Origin of the sequence: Halorubrum distributum JCM 10118 (assembly GCF_000337335.1) — an archaeon.
In the GTDB taxonomy this organism is placed as follows: Archaea; Halobacteriota; Halobacteria; order Halobacteriales; family Haloferacaceae; genus Halorubrum; species Halorubrum distributum.
Window position 1 is genome coordinate 1 of the sequence record NZ_AOJN01000047.1, and the last position, 18288, is coordinate 18288.

The 18288-nt window shown below is 54.0% G+C and carries 11 protein-coding genes and 4 pseudogenes; 7 read left to right on the plus strand and 8 right to left on the minus strand.

The genetic code is table 11. The features are described from left to right. Nucleotides 1–392: 392 nt before the first annotated feature. Nucleotides 393–1616, plus strand: coding sequence for a non-hydrolyzing UDP-N-acetylglucosamine 2-epimerase (gene wecB / locus C466_RS07330; RefSeq protein ID WP_004598853.1), 1224 nt, complete (start codon nucleotides 393–395; stop codon nucleotides 1614–1616). 68 nt (nucleotides 1617–1684) lie between these two features. Here the strand turns inward: wecB and C466_RS07335 are convergent, their stop codons facing one another. After that, nucleotides 1685–2848, minus strand: coding sequence for a glycosyltransferase family 4 protein (locus tag C466_RS07335; protein ID WP_049911501.1), 1164 nt, complete (start codon nucleotides 2846–2848; stop codon nucleotides 1685–1687). A gap of 323 nt (nucleotides 2849–3171) precedes the next feature. On the opposite strand from C466_RS07335, the gene C466_RS16540 reads away from it, so the two are divergent. Together C466_RS16540 and C466_RS16010 are read left to right on the plus strand one after the other, a co-directional pair. Continuing rightward, nucleotides 3172–4566, plus strand: coding sequence for a hypothetical protein (locus C466_RS16540; protein ID WP_152418591.1), 1395 nt, complete (start codon nucleotides 3172–3174; stop codon nucleotides 4564–4566). A 4-nt stretch (nucleotides 4567–4570) separates the two neighbouring features. Further along, nucleotides 4571–5728 carry a glycosyltransferase family 4 protein gene (locus C466_RS16010; protein ID WP_004598852.1) on the plus strand — a complete coding sequence of 386 codons (1158 nt, stop codon included), beginning with the start codon at nucleotides 4571–4573 and terminating at the stop codon, nucleotides 5726–5728. Nucleotides 5729–5910: 182 nt separating this feature from the next. On the opposite strand, the pseudogene C466_RS16015 reads toward C466_RS16010, so the two are convergent. Together C466_RS16015 and C466_RS16020 are read right to left on the minus strand one after the other, a co-directional pair. Further along, nucleotides 5911–6877, minus strand: a pseudogene (locus tag C466_RS16015) (IS1595 family transposase). A gap of 94 nt (nucleotides 6878–6971) precedes the next feature. Continuing rightward, nucleotides 6972–8456: an oligosaccharide flippase family protein gene (locus C466_RS16020; RefSeq protein ID WP_080505989.1), complete on the minus strand. Its 1485-nt coding sequence runs from the start codon at nucleotides 8454–8456 to the stop codon at nucleotides 6972–6974. Nucleotides 8457–8870: 414 nt separating this feature from the next. Between C466_RS16020 and C466_RS16025 the strand changes: the two genes are divergently transcribed. Beyond that, nucleotides 8871–9686, plus strand: coding sequence for a glycosyltransferase (locus C466_RS16025; RefSeq protein ID WP_239641204.1), 816 nt, complete (start codon nucleotides 8871–8873; stop codon nucleotides 9684–9686). Nucleotides 9687–10080: 394 nt separating this feature from the next. Here the strand turns inward: C466_RS16025 and C466_RS07355 are convergent, their stop codons facing one another. Continuing rightward, complete coding sequence (locus tag C466_RS07355) at nucleotides 10081–11337, minus strand: ISH3 family transposase (RefSeq protein ID WP_004599679.1); 1257 nt, start codon at nucleotides 11335–11337, stop codon at nucleotides 10081–10083. 136 nt (nucleotides 11338–11473) lie between these two features. Between C466_RS07355 and C466_RS17570 the strand changes: the two are divergent. Continuing rightward, nucleotides 11474–11671 (plus strand): annotated as a pseudogene (locus C466_RS17570) (hypothetical protein); the annotation flags it as partial. Between the two features lie 77 nt (nucleotides 11672–11748). Here the strand turns inward: C466_RS17570 and C466_RS17575 are convergent. From C466_RS17575 to C466_RS17500, 4 genes and pseudogenes are all read right to left on the minus strand, one after another. Further along, nucleotides 11749–11859 (minus strand): annotated as a pseudogene (locus C466_RS17575) (RNA-guided endonuclease InsQ/TnpB family protein); the annotation flags it as partial. Nucleotides 11860–11979: 120 nt separating this feature from the next. Continuing rightward, nucleotides 11980–12102 (minus strand): annotated as a pseudogene (locus C466_RS16040) (bifunctional sugar-1-phosphate nucleotidylyltransferase/acetyltransferase); the annotation flags it as partial. 135 nt (nucleotides 12103–12237) lie between these two features. Continuing rightward, nucleotides 12238–12738 carry a DUF7529 family protein gene (locus C466_RS07360; protein ID WP_004598847.1) on the minus strand — a complete coding sequence of 167 codons (501 nt, stop codon included), beginning with the start codon at nucleotides 12736–12738 and terminating at the stop codon, nucleotides 12238–12240. 95 nt (nucleotides 12739–12833) lie between these two features. Next, nucleotides 12834–13004, minus strand: coding sequence for an HVO_0758 family zinc finger protein (locus C466_RS17500; RefSeq protein ID WP_004598846.1), 171 nt, complete (start codon nucleotides 13002–13004; stop codon nucleotides 12834–12836). 682 nt (nucleotides 13005–13686) lie between these two features. Here C466_RS17500 and C466_RS07365 point away from each other — a divergent pair. Next, nucleotides 13687–16398: an ABC transporter ATP-binding protein gene (locus C466_RS07365; RefSeq protein ID WP_049908414.1), complete on the plus strand. Its 2712-nt coding sequence runs from the start codon at nucleotides 13687–13689 to the stop codon at nucleotides 16396–16398. A gap of 196 nt (nucleotides 16399–16594) precedes the next feature. Continuing rightward, complete coding sequence (locus C466_RS07370; RefSeq protein WP_049908413.1) at nucleotides 16595–18283, plus strand: ABC transporter substrate-binding protein; 1689 nt, start codon at nucleotides 16595–16597, stop codon at nucleotides 18281–18283. The last annotated feature ends 5 nt before the right edge of the window (nucleotides 18284–18288 follow it).

Genomic DNA, 18288 nt, shown 5'->3' on the forward strand with positions numbered 1-18288 from the left:
TTCGTGGATTTCATCGTCTGCTTGCTGGGTTTTAGACACACCTTCTGCAAGCAGACGTCTCAACTAACCGGCTTTGTGATGTACTGAGGTTATCCACACTAACCGAATCGGCATCATCGTTGCGGTCAATTACCGTTGGCACCCGGTCTGTAAATTGATTAGAACCCTTTAGACGGTGACCGACCCGCCGGGAACAACCTCTCTGGCGGCCGTTACTGTCTTCACTCCACATCATTCTCCAACGATCGTTACGGTGTCTTCAGATTCGATGTAATTCTCTAGTGCCTCAATCAGTTCCGCCTCGTAATTAGTCCGGTGTGCTGGCCCCACCCAAGATCGGAAGTAGGAATCGGCCACAATTGGAAGGTTCGGTCGAGGTTGAGGAACTGTACATGTGTATTGTGGCTCTGTTGAACCAGTGGAATATAAACTCGATAGGGAAGTATAAAATCCCGGGGGCAATTAAGGCCGATATGACAGACGCGAAGTTTCTCGAAGATACTGTGCCAGACAAGACGTGTGTGATCGTAGGCACACGTCCAGGAATCATCAAGATGTCGCCGATTATTGATGAACTCGATAACAGAGATGTCGATTCATTCATCATCCACGCGGGTCAGCATTACTCGCACAGCCTTGACGGCCAGATATTCGAGGACCTGCGCCTCGACGAACCAGACTACCACCTCGAAAATGTTAAAAAGAAGACGCATCATGGCGAACAGACCGCGGCGATGCTTACTGGAATCGAGCGCGCGCTTCTTGAGGAGCAACCGGAGAATGTCCTCGTCTGTGGCGACGCCAATTTCAACCTTGCTGGCGCCCTCGCCGCTCGAAAGCTCCGCTTGACGCTCGGGCACGTTGAGGCTGGCCTTCGGAGTGACGACTGGCGGATGCCTGAGGAGCACAACCGAGTCATGATCGACCACATCTCCGACTATCTCTTCGCACCGACTGAACGTGCAGTAGAGAACGCCACCGAGGATAATGTTAAGGGCAAGGTCTTGGTCACCGGAAACACCGTAGTTGACGCGCTTCAGCGCAATCTTGATGTGGCTCGGAGTGAGAGTTCGGTTTGCGATGACCTAGGCGTTACCCCCGGTGATTACGTAGTCTTTACCGCCCACCGGGAGGAGAATGTCGATGACAAGTCCACCCTCACAGACCTCATCGAGATTATAGAACGAACATCTGAGCAGCTTAATATGCCAGTTGTCTATCCTATCCATCCGCGAACAGAAGATCGCCTAGCTAAATTCAATCTCCAAGAGCGCATCGACACTATTGATAACCTCTGCCTCGTTGACCCGCTAAGCTACCTCGATTTCATTAAACTTCTCGGAGAAACAGCACTAGCGATGACCGACAGCGGCGGAATTCAGGAAGAGGCCTGTATAATGGGTGTACCGTGCGTGACGCTCCGCGAGAACACCGAACGCCCCGAGACCGTCGAGGTGGGAGCAAACGTCATCGCCGGGACCGACCCTGACACAGTTCTGGACAGAACGATTACAATGGTCAACGCCGACGGTGACTGGAACAACCCCTTCGGCGATGGAACGGCGTCGAAAAAGATTGTCGACACTGTTCTTTCGACATCAGACGAGAGGGTTTAGAATGTCTCCTCTGAATTTGTTTTGCTGTATCGGCAGCATCACAGATAGATTATCATTAGAGATGAGTATCATCCGCGTTTCTCGACTACCGTGTTGAAATAAGTCCGCATCTGCTCTTCCCAGCGCTCGTTAGTGTAGTACTTGAGTGCCCGTTTACGGGCTCTTTTGCCCAGTATCTGTCGGGTTTCTGGATTCGCGACGAGTGTCTCCAGCGCGTCTGATAGTGCTGGCGCAGTTGGCTTGACTTTAATACCTCCATCGGTCTCACTCTGGTAGACAAGTTCTTTCAACCCACCAACATCCGTGACAACGAACGGCTTTCCGCAAGCCATCGCCTCGATACAGGCGATCGACGACCCCTCCGAATGGTAAGTAGGAATTGTCACTATATCGGCTGCATTATAATATTTGTGCATTTGATCGTGAGGAATGTGGCCGAGAAACTTCACCGAGTCGTAGAGGTTGTACTGGTCAATTCGATCGCGTACAACCTCAGCGTCTTCAATATCCTCGGCGCCTAGGAAGAGGCCAAGGATATCATAACCATTGTCTCTGAGTGTCGCAAGGGCGTCCACAAATAGATGTGCACCCCGAGCAATCCTCAGAGTCCGAGGAAAGAGAATAAGTGAGGACCTAGGATCGATACCCAGCGACTCCGGCGGGTAATCGGCCGGGGCAAAGCGATCAGTGTCAACTCCGTTCGGGACGGGAAATACCTGATTACGCGCCGAAGTGTGTTCCGACTGCGTGTAGGTCAGAAATGAGTTGTCGGAGGCACGCACAAACGCTCCGGATTTGAGGGCTCTCTTCACGTAATGACGCTTAATTCGTGTGGTGAGACCACTACCTTCCGGAACATCCCAGGTCAGTCCCTGCTGATTTACCGAATCAACACGCCCGAACAATGGAATCGTGTAATCCATCGAATGGGCGTGGATGATAGCGTCGTCTGGCACGTTTCGCTGCCAAGTGAGGTTGAACGCAACTTGCTTGGCCCGCCCTGGCAAGTCCGGCACAGATAAGTATTCAATATCGATACCATCATACTGCTCAATTTCGTTGCCCGTATCCTGCTGAATGACTGTCACGTCGTGTCCCATATCCATGAGCAACTGAGCTGTCTGGTAGAGGTTGATTTCCGCACCGCCAATTAGCTCGTCAGGTTCAACACCCTCGTAGTTGTCTGGGTTCCCAAGAAATGTGTCGGTAATGAGAACGAAATGTTCCGTCATATTATTTCTGCCCATCGCGTCACACCTAAGTATTTACAATCGCTCACCCGTAGCATATTACTGATTGTATAGCATCTTCGAATAGCGCGTTTGAGAGCAAACAGCAACAAGCAGTGGCCGGTTTTGTGAGGAGCTGACGCTAGTACCGACGACCAGCGTCGTCCGCATCGGGCCTCGCGGAGATATAGGGGGGGCGTCGATGCGATCCTGACCGAGGTCAAACGCGCGAACTGGGGCTAGCTCAGGTGTTCACCGACGGCGTAAATCAAGTTCACAGATATCGCCAAAGATATACTCGCACACTGGCGACAAATAAACTGTAAATGAGTACGGTTGAAGAGGGAACGACAGACAGTCAGGAGTACGTCGTAGAAACGCTACTCCTCAGCGCGGTTGTCCTAGCTGTGCCGTTCTATGGCTGGGCGTTGTTTAGATTTGGGTCTTTCCCAGTAGGTCGACCGGACCTGCTTGCGATTGGGCTCCTCACCGTCTACGTCAGTATGAGCGTGCTGTTCCGTCACCGAGTTCAAATCGACATCCCTAGCCTGTTGCTACTCGGATGGATAGCCGAAATCATCGGAGTTGGCGTCTGGATATCCTTGACTGGCAGACATATACTCGACTTCACGACCGTATTCTTACAATTAGTGTTGTTGGTCGGTACTTATGTGGCCGTAGTGAATGTCAGAGTCTCGGAAAATAGCGTAGTGGCGCTCGTCCGTCTGTGGGTTCTCTCCGCCATCTCTATGGCGTTGTTCGGGTTCTACCAGGGCGTCGCACGAATCTTCTCGCTACCGCTTGCGTATCTTAAATTCAATATTCCCAAATCAGGCACTATACAGCGTGCCGGCTACGACACGTTGTTTCCTGATGTGTTGAGAGTCGCTAGCGTGTTCGCGGAGCCATCATGGTACGGCGCACACCTGCTTCCACCAACGGTACTCTGTCTCGTACTCGTGGCCCAGGATAGCCGAAAGACACTATTTCGTTCGCGGTGGTCACTGGTGGGAGCGACCGCGATACTGGTCGGTGGTGTTGTACAGTCGGCCTCTATAACCGCTTACATTACCCTCCTAGGGGCTTTATTGATGTATGTCGTACCGGTGTCCGTCTATCGTGGTCCTTTCCGGTTTCGTCACGTGCTAAGTGCTACCACCGCCGGCGCACTCGTTGTGGCCAGCGTTCCAATTCTGCGACTCGTAGCTTTGGAACTCGTTGAGTTGTCTTGGGAAATTATCGTCTGGCTCCAAACAGGGAACGAGGCAGTTCTTTCGTTCGCATCCGCCACCGTTCGTCTTACCAATAACTATCAGGCCCTACAGTACTGGGCCTCTCTAGATCCGGTACATATGCTCTTCGGACAAGGATTAAATTCTATTACGAATACATCCGCAGTACAAGGTACCTCCAGCAGCAATTCGTACCTCCAACTACTGGTCGATACTGGTGCTGTCGGCGCCGGGCTATTTATTTTGTTTATCACATACTTGTTCTGTAAGCTTGTCGTCACCCCTCGGGAACACTCTTCGCGAACCCGGGTCGCAGATCTCGGAGTTGCTCTGGCCGGCAGCGTACTCGCGGGAGCCATGATTTTGTTCCAGACAGGTCACATCCGTCCGGCAAGGTGGTGCTCGTTCTTACTGGCCGGGCTATTTCTCGTAACAGTGAACCGCTCCAAATTTGACGACACAGGTAGAACGTGGAACGAGGGACAATAGACCGATGACGAGTGACAGAGTTGCGGTAATCGATCCGTCGAATTTTACACCACCGTATAATCATCACCTGTGCGAAGGGCTCGCGGACACTGGTTGGGAGGTTAAGTTGTTCACCTCTGGCGAGACAAACTGGACATCTGAGAATTACGAACGTGTTCTGGCGTTCTACCCGCTCACAGAGGAACGTGTGGTGGACGTTCTCCCGGAAAGGATTCGGGTGATCGGCAAAGGTACGGAACACATTATCGGTATGTTTCAGTTGATACAACGTCTCAATCAGTGGGATCCAGATATTATACATTTCCAGTGGCTCCCTCTCCCAGTCGTTGACATCCCACTTGTACGTCTAGTGGGGCACATCGCTCCGACAGTCTTCACGGTCCACGACAGTACTCCGTTTCAGGGGGCCGCCACGTCCCGTATCCAGCGGTTCATGGCCGACAAGGGTCCCCGAGTTGTCGACCAAGTCATCGTCCACACAGAGAAGACAAAAGTCGAACTCGTCAACACCGGTGTCTCCCAAGCAGATATATCTGTCATCCCACATGGTGTGATCCGGCACCCCAGTACGGACCGCCTGCCAACAAACACTTCCGACGTGACTACTGTGTTGTTCTTCGGGAATGTGAAACCCTACAAAGGTGTCGACGTACTAATTGATGCCGTCGCTCGTCTCCCACCGGAGGTCAGACAGAAGTTACGTCTCGTCATTGCTGGGCGTCCACATGGATCCACTGACGAACTTAAGCAAAGAGCCCGCAAGCATGGCGTAACTGATTCAATTACCTGGGAACTCGGATTTATTGAGCACGAACGTGTCGGCGCGTACTTCCAAGAGAGCGATGTTGTCGTCTTTCCATATCGACATATCGACCAAAGCGGCGCGCTGATGACGGCTCTCCCGTTTGGAAAACCGGTGATCGCCACGGAGGTAGGTGGCTTCATAGACGTGCTCACCGACGGTGTACACGGTCGGCTAGTACCACCGGATAACGCCGACGCACTCAGCAGTGCCTTGGCTGAGCTTCTTGGAGACGAGAATCGACGAGAAGAGATGGGTGATTCCGTCGCGGAACTTGCTAATAATACATATTCTTGGGGGCGGATTGCCAAGATGACCACAGATCTATACCGAGAAGCGCAGCGTGACCGACGAGCGTAGCGTGACTAGCCGACTTGTGGCCGAAGCGGGTGGATCCGAGGTTTCACCGCTGATTTATCTACTTGATGAGGGCTGCTAAAGACCCGAATCGTTCAGTGTCTGCCGACGAGCCCCGCAGAGACATACAATGGAACCTTGTACTGAATATTCTTCAATCGCTCTTGTGTAGCACATTGTTGATTTCAGAGAGTCGCTTTGACAGCGTGTTTGAGCGCTTCTCGTCCGGGTTTGCGGTAGAGTTCTCGTCTGAGTTGGAACGCTCGGAGGTACTGTGTGAGACGATCTTTTGAGATACCTCGATGCGGCGAGAGCCACCGTCGCGCCAGCGGCGCGTGGCTCTCGCAGGTGTTCACGTGGACCGTCTCGTCGGCGTACTCACCGTCTCCGTGAACGACGTATTCGCGGTCGAATTGGTCGTCTTCTTCAAGCGGATCATACGCGCAAAATCCGTCAGTATAGACGGTGAGAGGCTCCTGCTGGCGGTTAGCCAGCAGGAGCCGAATTGTCGATTCGTCTGCGGATTTTGCTGGCACAACGTACCGCTGATCGGTGCCGCGATCTACGAGTACGAACACGGGCGGTTTGTCTTGTTCATATGTCCCGCGCCCGCGTCGAGAGAGACCGCGAGAGCGCGACCAGCGGTCGCGCTCGCGGCCTTTCAAGCCGGCAGAGACGTAGAACTCGTCAATTTCGACCGGACCACGGAGCTCGAGTGACGGCGCGTCGAGCGCTTCGCTGAAGCGCTCGACACGGCTGTGGATCGTTTTGTAGGTGACTTCGATTTCACACTGTAACTGCCTGAGACTCGTGTTAAACCGCAAAAACGCGTAGATCGAAAACAGCCACTTGCGGAGCGCGATCTTCGAATGAGCGAAGATTGTGCCGGTTTTATCGTTGAACGTGCGGCCGCAATCCTTACAGAGATACCGCTGAAAGTGCCCGTAGCTGCCGTTTCTGACCGTTCGGTCAGAACGGCAGNAACGTGCGGCCGCAATCCTTACAGAGATACCGCTGAAAGTGCCCGTAGCTGCCGTTTCTGACCGTTCGGTCAGAACGGCAGCGAGGACAGGAAACACCGTCACGCCAGCGAACCTGTTGGAGCAGGTCCGCTGCGACCGATTCCGACCCAAACACATCGAGCGGAATCATTCGTGTCGGACACCGCTGACGCGGTGTCCTTGTCCTCTTCGACTCCACAGCGATAGCTCACCAGTATCAACAATCTCCTACAGAAGAGCGTTCTTCAATTAGGGAAAAAATGGTCTATTAGATCTCTGTCTACTTGTTCCAACCCGAACATGTATAATGAGACTAGATACACGAGTAACCCCAGTGGGATTCCCACATATGACAACGGAGTCGCTAGGAGGGATTGAACCGAGAACATGCTGAAACCCCCCAAACAGAGGGCAGGAAAGAACTTTAGGTATGAACTGTCGTACGGAAATATCCCCTCCAGCACATAAATTTCGACGACACGAGCGATGTTCAAGGCGGCAAAGACCAGCGCGGTTGCCACTGCGGCACCGATTGGACCATATTTTATAAATAGCAAATAGTTGAGAATAATATTGGAGATACCCATACTCATCTGATTAGCTAACAGGACGTACCGATGATCCGTCATCGCCAAGAGATGATCCGCTGGGCCGGCGGCCGAGTTTACCAACTGGCCAACAGCCAAAACGAATAAAATTTTGCCCCCTGCGGTGTAGTCAGATCCAAAGATAGAGAGTAAATCTGTACGATAGATCATAAGGCCTACAAATCCTGCAGAAGTTAATATAATTGACCACCTCGTCACGATACTGTAGAGTTTTTCAAGCTGGTCTATGTCTGCCTTTTCGTATAATCTGGAGGCAATTGGCGGGAATAACTGACTAAACCCAGCCAGAGGCAGTAGCAACGTCCCAGACAGAAGGAGTGATACATTATATACCCCCACTGCTGTCGAGACAGACAAATAGCTGAGCATAAAAATATCAATTCTTCTAAATAACAGCGCGGATGAGTGCGAAAGTGACATCAAGAAAGAATATTGGAAGTGGTCGCTGACTATTGACCTCGAATCACTTAACGAAGGAACGCGGTCTGTGTATACCACAAATAAAACCACACTCAGCGCGAGAGTCGCAACGCTTGCGACGAAAAGGCCTTGTACAACACGGCCGAGTGACGGGTCAAACAGAGCTATACCGCCGACAACGACAAATAGGACTCCAGGACGAATGATCTTTTCGATGAGGATTTTCATCCGAATCCGTTCCATTGCCCGAAATGCACCACTTAAGGTCTTAACTACGGAGAGGAGAGGAATAGTGACAGCGACTACTCGAACATACCCGACCGTCAGTTCGCCGGTGAACGTCAGGGCAGACAGCACCGGTGCCAATATGTATAAACTGCTGCCGATGAGGGCACTTCCAACAACAGAGAACACGAGTGATAGGCCCAGTATACTGTCCTGTTTGGATGGTTCGTCGATATACTTCGACAAGAACCTATTAAGAGCCGTATTAGAACCACCCGAAAATAGTCCGACGGACAGCGCAATTAGCTTCCTGATAAACGCGTAAACGCCATACGAGGCAGTCGAGAGAGAGTTAGTCAACAAGATCTGGGTCAACAAGCCGACTATGTACTTAAACGCCCAACCGAACAAAAACCAGTAGCTACCGGACGAAATTGACTCCAGCTCAGACGTAATTTTCTCTCGATCTTTGGACATCGTGTTCTCTCATCACGGCTATTGTAGTCCAACCCTATGCCGGCCAGTTGGTGGCACTGTACCCGAGCCGAATTCTGTCTTGATAGAATGGCGACCACATAAAAAACGAGTCGAATTCCGACAGAGGTTCAGATGAGACAGTGCTGGCACCACCCCGACTGATGTTTGTGTCCAAGTCGTTCCGTCTATCGAGTGTTTTCCGAACCATCGTACCCGCCATAACGTAATTTGGTCCCCTAAGCAGTTACATTGTCGATGATACCCTCGTAACCGGTAATGGAGATCAGGGGATGTATTTATGCGCTGGTTGGACAAATCAGAAACAGGCGTGGGGGTTCCGAAGAACTCTCACCGGAGGATGCCACTCGCGTGAGACTACCAGAATTAAATACGTAATGTACTCAACAAAGAGATATGGATACAACCGTTTCGGTCGTAATGACAACATATTCTGGAGATGATCATGCCGAATTACGGGACTGTTTTACTAGTTTATTAGAACAAAAACGGCAACCCGATGAGGTGATTATTGTAAGGGGATATAATCTTCCATCTGAACTGGTCAAAGTGATTGCTGAGTTCGAAATGAATGCCCCCTTTTCGGTAAACGACATTACTATCGACGAGCAGGGGCGAGGGCATGCCCGGAGAGTTGGCGTAGAAAGAGCAACCTCAAAGTTTATTGCTATTATCGATGCTGATGATATAGCGTGTCCAAATCGGCTGAGTAGACAGTTAGAATATTTTGACGTGAATCCATCAACCGACGTTGTTGGAGGATATATTGGAGAATTTGAAACGGAGTCTGCTGACATTACATCTGTTCGCGAAGTACCGACAGAATTAGATGATATAAAGAAAATGTCATATTATCGGTGTCCGATTAATCATCCAACAGTAATGTTTCGGCGCGATACCGTACTTGATGTGGGAAATTATCGAGAGATAGAATATGGAGAAGATTACGAACTTTGGTGTCGCCTATTAGCGAATGGTAAGAAGCTCGCTAATATACCAGAAACACTAGCGAAAGTTCGAGCGACAGATCTGATAACACGACGGCAAGGGCGCGAAATTGCCCGTCGTGAAGTCCAGTTACAATATGCTATCGTTCAATCAGGGTTCTATGGATGGGGAATCGCATTTGTGAATCTCTGTATTAGAATACCGATCCGTCTTATTCCGAAACAGTACTTAAAACGAATCTACCGGAAGCTTCTACGCTCATGATTTTATATACCGATGTGGCTCTGTTGAAATCCTTAGAAAGTGATAGATTCTGCCCCGGTTGTGGTCAGTACAGGGGAACCACTTTTCGGTAGGTACTTTGCTCAATTCTCTGGATTTGCGACATGGTTTCCCACGAGAATCAGAAGCTGGTCGCCTCTGCTGTGGTAGCCCTTGCTGTTCTTGTCGCCCTTCGGGCATTGACGAATTTTCAGTACCTCACAAAGCATCCTCAGCTAGCTGTTTCTGAAGCCTGAGTTCTGTGGCGGAGCGGTTGTGCTGGGTGGTCTTGACGAGAAGATCGTCGACGAACCGACGGAGAGCTGTCGCTGTCGGCGGCGGCTGCCGCCGACGCGACAGCGTTGCCACTTCTGGCGGAGGCTAGCCCGGTCGGAGATTAGCGGGTAAACCGGTCGTCTGGTGGTCGGTTTGCGGGGACGGCCCGACGCGTCGCGAGGGCCGTCCACGCTGCCCGTTGAATCATGTTGATGAACTCCTTGAACGACCACTTCCAGAGGCGACGCCCCCCACGGCGGGGCGTCGCCACGTATTCCCAGTGTAAATACCGCCAGACGTTCTGTAACAACAAGCTCACCACGACGTACAGCAGCCGTACGACCGGATTTTGTGTCGAGGTCGTCGCAATACTTTGCTCGGAGAGTCGGTAGCTGGCCTCGATACCAAAGCGTTTCGCGTAGTGGTATCGAGCGTCTCGTGGTGAATCGATGAACGGCGCGTCAGCGGCGTAGCCGTGACGCGCCACTCCATGTTCGTCGTACCGTCCGTTTTGGTACGTACAGTCGATGTAGACGGGAAACTCGACGGTCCAGCTGTGACCGTCGAGTTTCGCCNCTCCATGTTCGTCGTACCGTCCGTTTTGGTACGTACAGTCGATGTAGACGGGAAACTCGACGGTCCAGCTGTGACCGTCGAGTTTCGCCGTCATGTCGTGTTGAATCACGCGACTCCAGCCTTCCGAGAGTTCTTGCTTGATCGTCTGTCCCCAGCGGACGATCGGCATGACGTAGGCGTGGTTGTGTGCCTGAAGCAGCGTCAAACACTTGCTGTCGTAGAATTCGCGGTCAAGAAAGACGGCCTTGACCTCGAGGTCAAGGCCGTCGAGGATACCGAGAAACTCTGCGAGGACACTGCTGGCGGTGTCGCCGTCTTCGAGACGGCGCACCGCCAGCGTGTAGCGTTTGTTCTTCACACGCGCGTAGAGTGTGGCNTAGGCGTGGAACGCAGTCGTTCCACGCTTCGCTTGTGAGTGGTACAGGCCGTCTGTCCCATCTTCGTCGCCGTAGTAGGGCCGCAGGTGGAGGTCTGAAACGACCTCCACCTGCTGGGGAAGGACGTCGAGAACGTCCTTCTGAAGGAGCGCGTTTCCGACTTGCTCAAGCGTCTCAAGGTCGAATTTGGTGTGGAGATGGTAGAGAACCGAATTTTCGTGGGGGGCGTCTTCACTTTTCTCACAGAGCGTTGAGACCGAGGTCCCGTCGGCGCACGCGCCGACGAGGACCTCGTAGATGTCTTCAGCATCGATCTCGGCGTTTTCAGCGAGTGTGAGAGCAACTTCCTCGTCAAGAGCGTTGACGAGGAAGTTAAGGAGTTGGTCTTCGTGGATTTCATCGTCTGCTTGCTGGGTTTTAGACACACCTTCTGCAAGCAGACGTCTCAACTAACCGGCTTTGTGATGTACTGANTCTTCGTGGATTTCATCGTCTGCTTGCTGGGTTTTAGACACACCTTCTGCAAGCAGACGTCTCAACTAACCGGCTTTGTGATGTACTGATGTTTGGGATCTGATCGACGAGCGGACAAATGAGCAAACAGAGCCAGCAACGTACAGTTGGGTCCATCTCAACAAGTTCCGCAAATTCGAACTCCACGATCGATGCGTCCCGTGGACGACAGAGGACGAGCTTCGAACCGCGGTTGACGAACTCCCGTCTCCGACACCACGTCCAGAGTGGGAATCGAATAAGTAGGTCACTCGAGGGAATTCTCAAGCACTGCGGCTGAGTCACCAACAAAGGGCAAATCGGGCGACGTGAACTACCCCACCCTACTCAGCGGCTGACGCCGCTTCGTTGAAGGTGGGGCTTCCTGTTTCGATGACGCGCTTTGCAGACACCTGAGTGGTGTCCGTAGGGAGTGCAGTCTCCACAGGCGTAGATAATTCTACTTAATGGTGTGGATTAGCGTGGAATATCCGGTCTGCCATCGGCGGTGGATTGGGTAAGAGTTGTCGGATTCACTCCCGGCGTAAACGCCGGGATTCTCTCCTCAAAGAAAGATAGCCAGTGACGACAACGAATTCGCCGACAACCCCAACCGCAGTGTCAAAGGCGCGTTCAAGTAGTGAGCGGTCCCCCACTGGAAGCAGCGGTTTCGGGCGGCGATCCGTCAGCGGCCGCATGCGAGTCCCACGGCCGGCCGCAAGCACGACTCCGTACCTGTCTGATGTCGACAAGAGGACAGGGTTTATTGGCTGCGGTCGTCGTCTGCCTGCTCAACAAGAAGCGGCTCCAGTTAGGAGATAGCGACCGCGACGTTACGCGTCTCCAGTGTCCTGAGGCGGAAACAGTGGGGTCGGATCGTCATGGTCGAACTCAATCCGCTCGTCTCCAGAGAGAGCGTGACAGTAGGTCGTCATCGCGTCACCAGCCCGGACGCGATCAAGCATGCGATCCGCTTCGGTAACTCGGTAGTACAGGGGAAGACAAAACACGGTTTGAGTTGTCGTTGCCCGAAACACCAGCGTCAAATAGACAATTCCGTTCTCATGGGCACGGAACGCTTCGAACTCATCAAACTCATCCATCTCAACTAACTCCACTAACCGTTCAAATTCCGCACCAGACAATAGCACGTCAAGCCCGACCTTCGCATCTGCGGAGTCACCGGGTGCGGGGACCGGGACGACGTCACCGGGGACCGGGGCAAACACTGTCCAGCCACGGTCTCGGTACTCTTCAGCGGTCGCACGACACTCCTCAATAACCGTGTTCCAAGTATCGTCGTCGTCGGCGAGTGGATGCTCTTCAAAGTCCATACACGGCGTAGGCAGTCGACGGCCGGTAAAACTTCCCTCCTATCTATCGATGTATTGGTGATATCCGGCCACACCACAAGACCCGCAACGGCCAGTCACGGCAGATCTTTGTATTGTGTGCCGCACTCTGGACAGGTGCGAAGATCAAACACAGTGTTCGAATCAGTCGTCGTGTTTAATACTTTCTCACAGTCTGTACAAGTAAGGCGCTGATAGGTGTCCTTGTATAGGTCATCATCACGGAGTCCCTTTCGTGTCGACTTCATGTGATCCTGTGCTCCATCGATCCGGATATAGCCTCGGTATTGACATCCTCCTCCGCGTGAACGCGGAGGAATCCCGAGCGGTGGGATTTCCAGGCTCGCAACCACGGACGCCGCCAGTTTACGGGAACTTGTTTAACCCAGTCGTCGTGGTCGGTGGCTGTCTGGCGTTGACGAGAACGGAGTTCTCGTTCGCACATCAGAAATCTTCGATTTCTGAGGACGGTGCCAAACCGCCGTTACTCCTATCCTCGATGCCGTTGGCTCCCATCTGTTGTTTTTGCCAGCAGGGAGTCGCTGACACGTCAGGGGATTCGGAGATATCTTCGGGCTTGCTCAACTGACGGGCACGAGACGAACCCTTCGAGGATTCGCGTTCACCGCGTCGGCGTTTCGGATACTGTCTCATTGGATTAAGCGGCAAGGCCGCCTCCAAAGGCCGTTCGGAATCCGCCCCGTTCCGACCTGACCTTACCGTTGTGTAGTGGTTTTTCTCACTTGAACGGATGGGTTGGAAACCCAAAACCTGCTACCGAACCGCTGTTTGATCGCCAGTTGTCGGATTCATCCTGCGGCTGAAGCCGCAGGTTTTCTCCTCGATTCTGTATAATGACAAAAAAAGACAGTGACCCTGATATAGAACGGAAGCCAAAACTATATCCATTGACAGTCGGATAATCGCCATATGCCTCCGCTGCTTTCACTTTCTGATCTCCACACCCAGTTCTCGACAGAACGGGGACAGGTAAAGGCAGTCGACGGAATCGATCTCGAAGTTCGCGAGGGCGAAACAGTCGGTCTTGTCGGCGAATCAGGCTCCGGAAAAAGCGTCACTGCGCTATCAACAATGGGCCTTGTTGATGATCCTGGTGAGATCGTCAGCGGGAGCGTCGAGTTGACCGACGCGCGACTCGCTGACGAACTCCGTAGCCGGTACGACGCTACCGGGTTTATTTCTGGTGACACAATCGACCTCACCGCCGCCCCTGAAGAGGCACTCCGGTTCGTCCGTGGCCGGGAAGTGAGTATGATCTTCCAAGACCCGATGACATCACTAAATCCATCGGTAACTGTCGGTGAGCAGGTCGCCGAGAGCCTCCGTCTCCACCAGTACGGGGGGCGTCGCAAAGACTCCTGGCTCAATGCGGTGCGGGAGATCATTCCGAAGATCAGCCGTGACATAGACGAAGAAATTCGTGAAGAGACTATCGAGGTACTCGAGGAAGTGGGTATCCCAGAACCCGGCGCGCGGGTTGACGAGTACCCGCACGAGTTCTCCGGCGGGATGCGCCAGCGAGTGCTCATCGCGATCGCATTGGCCTGTCAGCCGGGATTGCTCGTGGCGGACGAGCCGACGACCGCGCTTGACGTCACCATCCAAGCACAGATCCTCGATTTGATTGATGACCTCCAAGCCGAGTTGGGGATGTCTGTGTTGATGATCACCCATGACCTAGGAGTCGTTGCCGAAACCTGTGATCGCGTCGCAGTCATGTATGCGGGCGAGATTGTCGAGGAAGGGCCAGTTGAGGAGATATTCGGGAATCCGTCGCATCCGTACACGTACACTCTCTTGGAGTCGCTCCCCACCGAAGAGAAAGAACGACTCACACCGATCGAGGGAAACGTCCCTGATCTCATTGATATGCCGACCGGATGCCACTTCGCGCCGCGGTGTCCGTGGGCAACCGAGGAGTGTACGGACGGCGAGATCCCGTACCTCCAACATGGGGGAGAAGACATCGACCACCGCTCAAAGTGTGTCATGGAGTCGTTCGACACAGATGACTACGGCGACGGCGCGGTCTCTCCTGGACGTTCTCGTTCGATCGGCGAGCCGCTCGTTGAAATCGACGGACTCAGGAAGTACTATGAGCAGGCCGACAGCGTGCTTGACCGGGTTCTTGGTGCTGACGATCGGAGCGTGAAGGCAGTTGACGGGATCGACTTTACAATAAACCGCGGGGAGACGCTGGGGCTCGTTGGCGAATCCGGCTGCGGGAAGTCAACTGCCGGTCGAGCGCTGTTACACCTTACCGAACCCACCGACGGACGAGTAGTATTCGCTGGGACTGATCTCACGGATCTCGACGGGTCGGAACTACGAAAGACCCGGAAAGATCTCCAGATGATCTTCCAAGATCCGCTCTCATCGCTTGATCCGAGACAAACCGTCGGCCAAACAATCCGTGAACCACTATCGATTCACGACCTACCTGAGAGCGACCCGAAGGTCACGACTGAGGCCGCAGTGACAGTCTCTGGGATCGCTCGCGACCGGGTCGACGTGACAGTTGACAATGGTATCGACGCTGTCGTTGGCTCTGGTGACGGTGTGGCAACTGCTCACATCGACGTAACGGTCACGGGCGACACGGTTGATGTCGATGTCCGTGAACACCTCGGCGTCGAGGGGACTGTCGAGCGCACTGACGCCGGCGACATCAAACGGATCTCAGTGAAAGTTTCTGCCGGCGACAGCGACCGGCTTCGCCGGCAGCGGCGGGTCCGACAGCTACTAGAGGCAGTTGGGCTTGAGGTGGGACAATACGATCGGTATCCCCACGAACTATCTGGGGGGCAGCGCCAGCGTGTTGGCATCGCACGGGCGCTCGCAGTTGACCCAGAGTTCATCGTCGCCGATGAGCCTGTTTCCGCACTCGACGTGAGCGTCCAAGCGCAGATCCTCAACCTGATGGAAGACCTTCAGGATCGGTTCGATCTAACGTACCTGTTCATCGCACACGACCTCTCGGTGGTACGGCACATCAGCGATCGGGTCGCCGTTATGTACCTCGGAGAAATCGTCGAGGTGGCCGCCACCAACGAGCTGTTCGCGGATCCACAGCATCCGTACACAAGGGCACTGCTCTCTGCGATCCCTGAGCCGGATCCGACGGCAGATACAGATGATCGAGTTATACTCGAAGGCGACGTACCGTCGCCGATCGACCCACCTTCGGGATGTCATTTCCGGACCCGGTGTCCCTCAGTGATCCCACCAGATGATCTTGATATCGAACAGGAGATGTACCGGGCAGTAATGGACTACCGTCAACGCGTCGAGCGAGAGGCGATCGATGTCGAGACAATTCTCGAGACGGCCGACACCACACCTGAACAGGCGGCAACCGACGGCGGTTCCGCGCCTACCGCTCAAGCTACCGGCGACTCGGTCCCGCTCGATGCAGTTGAGGCGGTCCGTAATGCCCAGTTCGATCGACCCCCAGAGGGACGAGCTGGAGAGGTCGTCGATCGCTCTCTCAAGTTGGTGATCGGCGGGCAGTGGGAAGAAGCAGCAGAGATCTTAGCGGAAACGTTCGCAAGCGTCTGCGAGCGCAAGGATCCAACGCTTTCAGACGGTGACCACCCGGCAGCGTGTCACCTGATCGACTGAACGGCTCTCTCGTTGGAGCTGTCGTGTTACGCAACTGATCGGGTGCTATGCCGCGACAGCTACACAAGCACAGACCAGCAGGGTGGGAGAAAATAAGATGGAGAGACAGACTTCGAAAGCAAACAATTAGGTGGATCAGAACAATCTATCCGATTCGTTCGGTAGGTTTATACTGGTAAATGCTCAGATAGTATCTATGTCATCCGGCGACACGGACGTTTCACGGCGAAAGTTCCTTGGAGCTGCTGGCGGCGCCGCAGTGACGGTTGGGCTCGCTGGCTGTTCCGGTAACGACTCAAACGGTTCCGATGGTTCAGACGGAGCGGACGGCTCCGATGGCGGAGACTCCAGCCTCCTCCGGTATGGCCGCGGAAGCCATTCCGCGACGCTGGACTTCCAGAACAGCACAAGCGGCGAGGTCGCAAAAGTCACCGAACAGATCTACGACACGCTCGTTAATTTCGAGCCGGGCGAGTCAACGCTCACCGACGGGCTCGCCTCGGATTACACGCTCGAAGGCGAGACGGCGTCGCTCACACTGAAGGAGGGAGTTACGTTCCACAACGGCGAAGAGTTCACCGCACAGGACTTCGTGGCGACGTATCGCCGCTTCGTCGATTCTGAGTACGAGAACTACGCCGGAGACGACTATGTCTCGGCGTACGGTCCGTTCACGCTTGGCAGCTGGATTGATGAGATTCAGGTTGACGGCGACTACGAGCTGACAATTCAGCTCACACAAACGTACGCGCCGTTCCTGCGTAACCTAGCGATGTTCGCAGCCGCGGTACACTCTGAGGCCGCCATTGAGGAGTACGGAACCGATCTGTCAGAGAACGCAGTCGGGACGGGTGCGTTTGAACTCGACACCCTCGACGACTCTAACGAACAGGTTCGACTCACCGCATACGACGATTACTGGGGCGACGGCCCGGAAGTCGATGAAGTCGTATTTGTCACGGTCGGTGAGAACTCCACCCGTGCGCAGTCGCTCGCGAGTGGTGAACTCGACATCATCGACGGACTCGGCGCACAATCCTCCCAGCAGGTAGAAGGCACTGACGGCGTCGAACTGGTACGCACCGAGGGTATCAACATCGGCTACATGGCGTTCAACATCGCGGAGGTTGAGGAGTTCCAAGACCGCCGCGTCCGGCAGGCGGTTAGCCACGCGATCAACACCGAAGCAATCGTCAACCAAATCTACTCCGGCTTCGCGACGGAGGCCAGCCAGCCCCTGCCGCCAAACGTGATGGGTCACAATGACGACCTCGATCCATACGCATACGACCCAGAGCAAGCACAGACCTTGCTTGAGGAAGCTGGCTATGGTGACGGATTCTCTTTCGAGCTGGCGACGTTCCAGAACCCCCGCGGATACAACCCCTCGCCGATCCAGACGGCCGAGACTGTCGCCTCCAACCTCAGTGAAGTCGGCATCGAGGTAGAGATCAATCAGCAGTCGTTTGCTCCATTCCTCGAGTACACCGCACAGGGTCGCCACGACGCCTGCTTCCTCGGATGGTACACTGACAACGCGGACCCAGATAACTTCGCGTACGTTCTCCTCCATCCGCAGGTCGAGGACAGCGAACTCACCGATGGCCAAGACTGGGTCAGCTTTGACGCTGAGGGGTACAACACAAGTAACCGCTCGGCGTGGGCGAACAGCGAGTACATGTCACTCGTCGAGGAATCTCAGCAGACAACCACCGAGAGTGACCGCGTAGAGTTGTACAACGAGGCGATGGAAATCGCTCACGACGAGGCACCGTGGGTGTACCTAGACTACGCTGAAGAGTTACGAGGAGTGGCCGACAGAGTCAGTGGATTCCAGATTGCCGCGATCAGCGGCCCGTACCTGAACCTGGTCTCGCTGGAGTAGTCAAA